General features: G+C 62.1%; 5 protein-coding genes. 4 read left to right on the top strand and 1 reads right to left on the bottom strand.

The features are described 5' to 3' along the window. Positions 1 to 497: 497 nt before the first annotated feature. The 4 genes from HDG32_RS37115 to HDG32_RS34935 all read left to right on the top strand — a co-directional run bounded on the left by HDG32_RS37115 (position 498) and on the right by HDG32_RS34935 (position 5,089). Positions 498 to 962 carry a filamentous hemagglutinin N-terminal domain-containing protein gene (locus HDG32_RS37115; RefSeq protein ID WP_311540571.1) on the top strand — a complete coding sequence of 155 codons (465 nt, stop codon included), beginning with the start codon at positions 498 to 500 and terminating at the stop codon, positions 960 to 962. 439 nt (positions 963 to 1,401) lie between these two features. Then, positions 1,402 to 1,944, top strand: a complete 543-nt coding sequence (locus HDG32_RS34945; protein ID WP_184074296.1) for a (2Fe-2S)-binding protein — start codon at positions 1,402 to 1,404, stop codon at positions 1,942 to 1,944. Next, complete coding sequence (locus tag HDG32_RS34940) at positions 1,941 to 2,951, top strand: xanthine dehydrogenase family protein subunit M (RefSeq protein WP_090807430.1); 1,011 nt, start codon at positions 1,941 to 1,943, stop codon at positions 2,949 to 2,951. The genes HDG32_RS34945 and HDG32_RS34940 overlap by 4 nt, the downstream gene beginning before the upstream one ends. After that, a complete protein-coding gene (locus HDG32_RS34935) occupies positions 2,948 to 5,089 on the top strand; it encodes a xanthine dehydrogenase family protein molybdopterin-binding subunit (protein WP_184074290.1) in 2,142 nt (713 codons plus the stop codon). The genes HDG32_RS34940 and HDG32_RS34935 overlap by 4 nt, the downstream gene beginning before the upstream one ends. A gap of 770 nt (positions 5,090 to 5,859) precedes the next feature. Here HDG32_RS34935 and HDG32_RS34930 read toward each other — a convergent pair. Next, positions 5,860 to 6,543 carry a hypothetical protein gene (locus tag HDG32_RS34930; protein WP_184074289.1) on the bottom strand — a complete coding sequence of 228 codons (684 nt, stop codon included), beginning with the start codon at positions 6,541 to 6,543 and terminating at the stop codon, positions 5,860 to 5,862. Positions 6,544 to 6,589: the final 46 nt, after the last annotated feature.

Here is a 6,589-nt window from a genome sequence, read left to right as displayed (position 1 = left end):
CACGCCCAGAGTGTCATACGCGGCGGCCGTGCGTTGGAGCGCGGCGACGGCGATATAGCCGATCAACACGACCGTGCCCAGGCATATCCGGAGGAACGCCTGCTCCTTCTCAGGTTGTCCGCGAAAGACACCTAGAAACGTTTGCTCATGCCAACGCTGCGCGCCCGGCCGCTCCATGCCGTCTACCCCGTCAATATTGTCTTTTGCAGAGTGGGCATTCTATCGCTTTTGCCGGCGACCAATGCTTCTTGCCGCTCTCTCCGTCCGCTTCCGAGGGTTGAACGGCCATTCCTGCCGCCGCGGCGACCGACACACATCCACGCTTGAAGCGGTACCAGCAAGCACCGGGTGCATGCCCAAATACCGGTGGGTCTTTTGAAACGCGCTGCTACCATTAGGCTGTGTTGTGCGGTATGGCGGCTTTCGCGCCTTGCTTGGTCGCAACAATCTGCGTTCCGCGACGACGACTTTCCACGAACCACGTTTCGGGAGGGATCATGTCGCGTCATTCATCCAGACTGGCGATCCAGTCGCCCCCAATCCCGCGCAATGGGTTGTCCTTTTCGCTGGCGTATGCCGGCGCGGCACTCATCGCGCCTCGGTCGCGGCCTTCCGCGTGGAACCGTGTTCTGCGCCCGCTGACGCTTGCACTATGGGTGCCGCTCGCGCTCGCGCTCGCCGCGTGGTGCGTGCCGATGGCCCACGCGGCCGGACCACTGCCGCAGGGCGGCGCCTTCGTCCGGGGCCAGGGCGCGATGACGAGCGGCACCACTTCGCTAACGATCGACCAGTCCTCGTCCCGCGGCGTGATCGACTGGCACAGCTTCTCGATCGGCAACGGCAACACCGTCGCCTTCAACAACGGGTCGGGCGCGACGCTGAACCGTGTCACGGGCGGCGATCCGTCATCGATTCTCGGCAAGCTCACCGCCACCGCGGCACACTCACAGCCATGTGAATGAGGGCAGACGTCGAATAACCTTTAGCGCGTGCAGCCAACCGACGTCAGGCACAGGTCGTTGCAAACCGGCCAGTTCTCGACGGAGAAGGATCGTTAAATTCGGTGCCCGCATTGGTCGAATGCTGTTTTTTGAGGATACTGCGCCGACACTTTTTATCTGGATCGTGCGGACCGCCATCACCTACATCGACTGCATTTCGCTGGGGCCTGGGGCCTGGGGCCTAGGGCCTCAATCAGCATCAGGTCGAAATCGGCTCACCTAATCCTGGCCCGCTTGCAAGTGTCGAGCGAGTGCATGCGAGCAGCTCGCCGTTGCAGTTCGAGCCGGATCGATTCTTTGGGAGACGGTGCGGAAGCAGGAAGGATATCGTCCCTTGATATCAACTCCATATGGTCTATATACAAGCAGAGTGATTGTTGAAACCGGCAAGGAATTGGGAATGGACGACGCTACTTTCGGGGAGCAATTAGCTCCAAATGGAGACGCCGGGCTGCCTTGGTCAAGCAGCATCACGGTGGCGATGCGTGTGAACGGCCAGCCGCGGGCCGCTACGGTGAACCCGCGCGTCACGCTGCTGGACTGGTTGCGCGAAGACTCGGGTCTCAGCGGCGCCAAGAAGGGCTGTAACGAAGGCGCATGCGGCACCTGCACCGTGCTGGTCGACGGCAAGCGGATGAACAGCTGTCTGACGCTCGTCGTGCAATGTGAAGGCTGCGAGGTCACGACTGTCGAAGGTCTGGCCGCCTCCGACGGGACGCTGCATCCGGTACAGCAGGCATTTATCGAGCACGATGCCTTTCAGTGCGGCTATTGCACACCCGGGCAAATCGTCTCCGCGGTCGCCTGCATCGCTGAAGGGCACGCGACCGATGAGGCGAGCGTTCGCGAATGGATGAGCGGCAATCTGTGCCGCTGCTCTTGCTATCCGCAGATCGCGGCGGCCGTGCTCGATGCCGCCGGCGCGGCCGGGCACGAACGATGAAAAACTTCGAATACGCGCGTGGCGCAACCGCGCAACAGGTAGTCGCGTCGTTGGCGGCGGGCAACGTGGCGATCATCGCGGGCGGTACGGAGCTGCTCAACTGGATGCGGCTCGGCATCGCAGCGCCCGATCGCGTCATCGATGTCGGTGGACTCACAGGTCTCGTTCGTATTGTGCGCGAGCGTGACGATCTGGTGATCGGCGCGCTGACGGACCTGAACGTGATCGGTGAAGACGCGCTCGTCGGCGCCCACGCGAGCGCGCTGGCTCAAGCCTGTCTGCTCGCCGCCTCGGCGCAGGTGCGCAACCGCGCGACGCTCGGCGGCAACGTGATGCAAAAGACGCGATGCGCTTATTTTCGTTCGGAAGCGCCGTTGCCATGGGGCTGCAACAAGCGCAATCCCGGGTCGGGCTGCCCCGCGCGCAATGGCATCAACGAACGGCATGCAATTTTTGGCTGGACCGATGCATGCGTCGCGGTTCAACCGTCCGATCCGGCTGTGGCACTGGCTTGTCTGGATGCGACAGCTGAGGTCATCGGGCCGAACGGCGGTCGAATGATCAAGATGACGGAGTTCCACCTGACGCAGCAGGAAGCGGCCGGCATGGGCGGCGATGCCGCCCGGCTCGAGACGAGACTGGCTGCCGACGAAGTGATCGTCTCCTTTCACATACCCATCCGCGCGGACGCACGATCGGCCTACGTAAAAGTCCGCGAGCGCGCCAGCTACGAATATGCGCTGGTCTCGGCAGCCGCATCCGTGGAGCTCGATCGGGATCGCATTGTGTCGGCGCGCATCGCACTTGGCTCGGTGGCGCAACGTCCGTGGCGCCTTCCAGCCGCCGAGGCGTCGCTGGCCGGGCAGGCGCCGACCAAGGAAGTGGTCACGCCGATTGTCGACGCGGCAATGAGCGACGCCCGGCCGCTCGCTCACAATGGCTACAAGGTGACGATGGCGCGCAATGCCGCGGTGCGTGCGTTACTGACGGCAGCAGGGCGATCATGAGCATCGGCACGGCGGTCTCCCGCGTGGAAGGCCAGGCGAAGGTCACGGGACAGGCGAAATTCGCAGCTGACAACACGCCGCCCGGCACGCTTCATGCTGCGTTGGTCGGCGCGCCCGTCGCGTCGGGCCGGCTGATCGACGTGGATGCCAACGCGGCACTTACCTTACCGGGTGTGGTGCGGGTGCTTACCGCGCACGATATGCCGCGATTCGGTGCGGTTCAGCCGCCAGCGGCGGTGCTCGCGCTGCCGTTGCAAAACGACGCGATTCGGTACGAAGGCGAGCCGGTCGCAATCGTGCTTGCGGAATCCATCGAGGCGGCGGAAGCCGGCCGCGATGCCGTGCTTGTCCGTTGCGAGCGCGACGACCCCGTCCTTCCCGGCGCCGCGACGCGCGAGCCGCCGCCCGAGCCACGCATGCTCGGCGACGATCTGGAGATGGGCGACGTCGATGCGATTTTCGGAACCGCACACGCAAGCGTGGCGGCGACGTATATTCAAGCCGCGCGTCACCACAATGCGATGGAGACATCGGGCACCGTTGCGCGATTCGAGCACGGCAAGCTCACGCTGTGGGATGCGGTTCAGGCGAGCGAGAATGTGCCGCTTGTCGTAGCCGCGGCACTCGGCATGAGGCCGGACGACATTCACGTGATCGCACCGCACACGGGCGGCGGGTTCGGCTCGAAGGGATATGTGTGGCCGCACCAGATTCTTGCCGCCGCCGCGGCACGCGTCGCGGGGCGGCCCGTGAAGCTTCATCTGCGGCGTCACGATCAGTTCGTCTGCGTCGGCTATCAGCCGTGGGTGAAACAGGACATCAAGCTTGCGGCAACGGCGGACGGCCGGCTCAGCGCCATCGATCACGAAGTCGTAAATTCGAGCGCGATTGCGGACACGCATCTGGAGCCCGCAAGCGAAGCAAGCAAGACGCTTTATGCGTCGCCCGCCATTCGCACCAAGCAGTGGCTGGAGCGGCGCAACATCAACGTGCCCACGCCAATGCGCGCGCCGGTGGAAGGCCCGGGGCTATGGGCGCTCGAAAGCGCGATGGACGAACTCGCCGTGGCGCTGAAGATCGATCCGCTCGATCTACGACTGGCGAACTACGCCGAGGTCGATCCGCATACGAACAAGCCCTGGTCGTCAAAAAAGCTTCGCGACGCATATGAGGAAGGTGCGCGCCTTTATGGCTGGCGCACGCGCGGCGAGACGCCACGACGAGACGGAGCGTGGCGCATCGGACATGGGATGGCGACGAGCTCAATGGGCAATTTCCGCTTTCCCGGCGGGGCGCGCGTGCGCCTGAGGTCCGACGGCACGGCGCTGATCGAGGCGAACACGCACGATATCGGCACCGGCACGCAGACGGTCTTTTGCCAGATCGCGGCCGAAGAGCTGGGCTTGCCGATCGAGAACGTGTCGATTGTGTGGGGCGATACCAACCTTCACCCGGCGAGTCCCGTCTATGGATCGAGCGCCACGGGCAGCACGGGAAGCGCGATCGCACTGGCTTGCCGGGAAATCAACGCGAAGCTCGATGCGCTCGGCGGGAAAGACGTTCGCGCGAGCCTGCGGCGGGCTAATCTACCGGAGATGGTCGCGGACGGTGCGTTCACGCTTCCGGGTGGCGCCGGCTTCAGCGCGGACGGCGACGGTACGCCATACGCGATGCGGACGTGGGGTGCGATCTTTGTCGAAGTAGGCGTCGATCCCGAGCTTGGCCTCGTGCGCTTGCGCCGGGCGGTGGGTGCCTATTCCGCGGGCCGGATTATCAATCCGAAAACGGCGCGAAGCCAGATGACGGGCGCGATCATCTGGGGCTGGGGCAAGGCGACGATGGAAGAAAGCGTGCAGGAGCCCAATACCGGTGGCTGGCTCGCGAAGAATCTGTCGAACGTGGCGGTCCCGGTGAATGCGGACATTCCGCTCGATATCAAGATCCACTTCGTCAGTGAGTATGATCCGCATGCAAGTGCGATCGGTACCCGCGGCATCGGAGAACTCGGCGCGACCGGCGTGGATGCCGCAGTGGCCGCAGCCGTCTACGATGCCATTGGCTTGCGTGTGCGCGACCTGCCCATTTTGCCGGGCAAGATACTGGCAGGCCTTTCGAGTCAGCACGCCGCTGCGGGATAGCAATGCGGCTCGGTCGTGAGTTGAGTGCTCAGGACGGACGGCACCGCAGTTTTGCGCGGATATTTTCAGTTAAGCGAAAGATGATCATCGAGTCATTTTTTGCTTAACTTGTCACAACCCCTGTCGAATAAAGCAAAAGGCGGAAAAATTTAAAGGGAAAGCTGAACGGTAAGTTGGGGCCGATGTTGGGCGTTTGCGCGGATCGTTAAACCAGACGTTGCATGACGGATAGTTAAGCAGAATCTGAAACGCGAGGCCAGCAAGCGTGGACAGGGCCAGTGGTTTTGGCGTCTGATGTTCGGCCTGATGCGAAGCTTTCCATAAGAACGAGGAACCGACCATCCTATAAATGTGGTGATCATCGGTGTTCCGCTGGCGAACGGTTCGGCTGGGGCCAGCGTTGCTGCTACGGCATCTCAGATGCTCGTTCACTCAAGAATTCATCGTTGAATGCCGACATTCAGGAGCCGCCTTCCACCTTGTGAATCGTGAGCCAATGGATTTACAGTCGAGACGCAAAGTTATGATGCGATCTGTCCAGCCTGGCTCGCACCCATCGCTGCACCGCTGGCGGGTTGGGACGAGAATGAAGCAGATATTGCATTGCTGCTGACCGGTCCCTATGAATGTGCTCCATTTTGCGCGCAACCATATATGAACATTTCAACTGGGATATCGATCGCGGCATTCGTGCTTTCTCTGGTCGCCGTCTACTTCACTTTCAAGAAAGCAAGTCTGATTATCAACTGGATCGAACGGTGTAAACTGAGTCATTCTGTCGATGCAGCGGCAGCGGCAGTGGATAGGCGATCAGGACCGTGACAGCGGCACTGGACACACAAAACGTGCCGCCTGTCCCGCACAACATGCCATCCGATGAGGGCGCCACCACCATGCCACTGGCTGTGAATAATGGTGACGAGTATTGAGAGAACGGGGTATGGCAGGTTTGCGTCATGAAGGTAAAGGTTCTGTTTGCCATGCTGCTGCTTGGCGCGATAGATTGCGCTGCGGAGCCAGGTTATTACAACACGTGCGCGGCGTATCCGAGTTATCCATGCGAGTTCTATGCCGGGTGTCCGTCTCGCGGCCAGCCATGCGTATTCCTTGGCGGCGGTTTCCACCGCTTCCACGACTTTGACCATGACGACGGCTTTCACCATGGGTTCCACGGTGGCAGCACTCACTTCGAGCAGGGCGGGGGCCAAAGCGGCGGTCATGGCGGACGCCACTAGGCACCGGCACAGGCTCGCACGTGCAGTCGCGATATGAAATGCAATATCCTCATCAAGGTCCGGACGGCGCTCTTCGAATGCTTCCACCATGCATTTTCGTGCACCTTCGATTTCCGTATTCTTGCTGTGAACCGCGGCGCTTGCCAGGATCGCCGCACTTTCGGTCTCGATCGTCATGCGGAGCATCAAAACATCACGCACGTCCGTGATGCCGGTCAACGAGCCGTGTGCGATAGCGGGCGGCGCTGCGCGCATGCGCTGGACA

It is taken from the genome of Paraburkholderia sp. CI2, from assembly GCF_014201055.1.
GTDB classification, from domain to species: domain Bacteria; phylum Pseudomonadota; class Gammaproteobacteria; order Burkholderiales; family Burkholderiaceae; genus Paraburkholderia; species Paraburkholderia tuberum.
Note: the sequence above shows the minus strand (reverse complement) of the source record. Positions and strands in the feature narration are given on the sequence as shown.

Bases quoted from the DNA above. Each gene is read 5' to 3' on its own strand.
- HDG32_RS37115 (WP_311540571.1), top strand. From the start codon at position 498: ATGTCGCGTCATTCATCCAGACTGGCGATCCAGTCGCCCCCAATCCCG.
- HDG32_RS34945 (WP_184074296.1), top strand. From the start codon at position 1,402: ATGGACGACGCTACTTTCGGGGAGCAATTAGCTCCAAATGGAGACGCC.
- HDG32_RS34940 (WP_090807430.1), top strand. From the start codon at position 1,941: ATGAAAAACTTCGAATACGCGCGTGGCGCAACCGCGCAACAGGTAGTC.
- HDG32_RS34935 (WP_184074290.1), top strand. From the start codon at position 2,948: ATGAGCATCGGCACGGCGGTCTCCCGCGTGGAAGGCCAGGCGAAGGTC.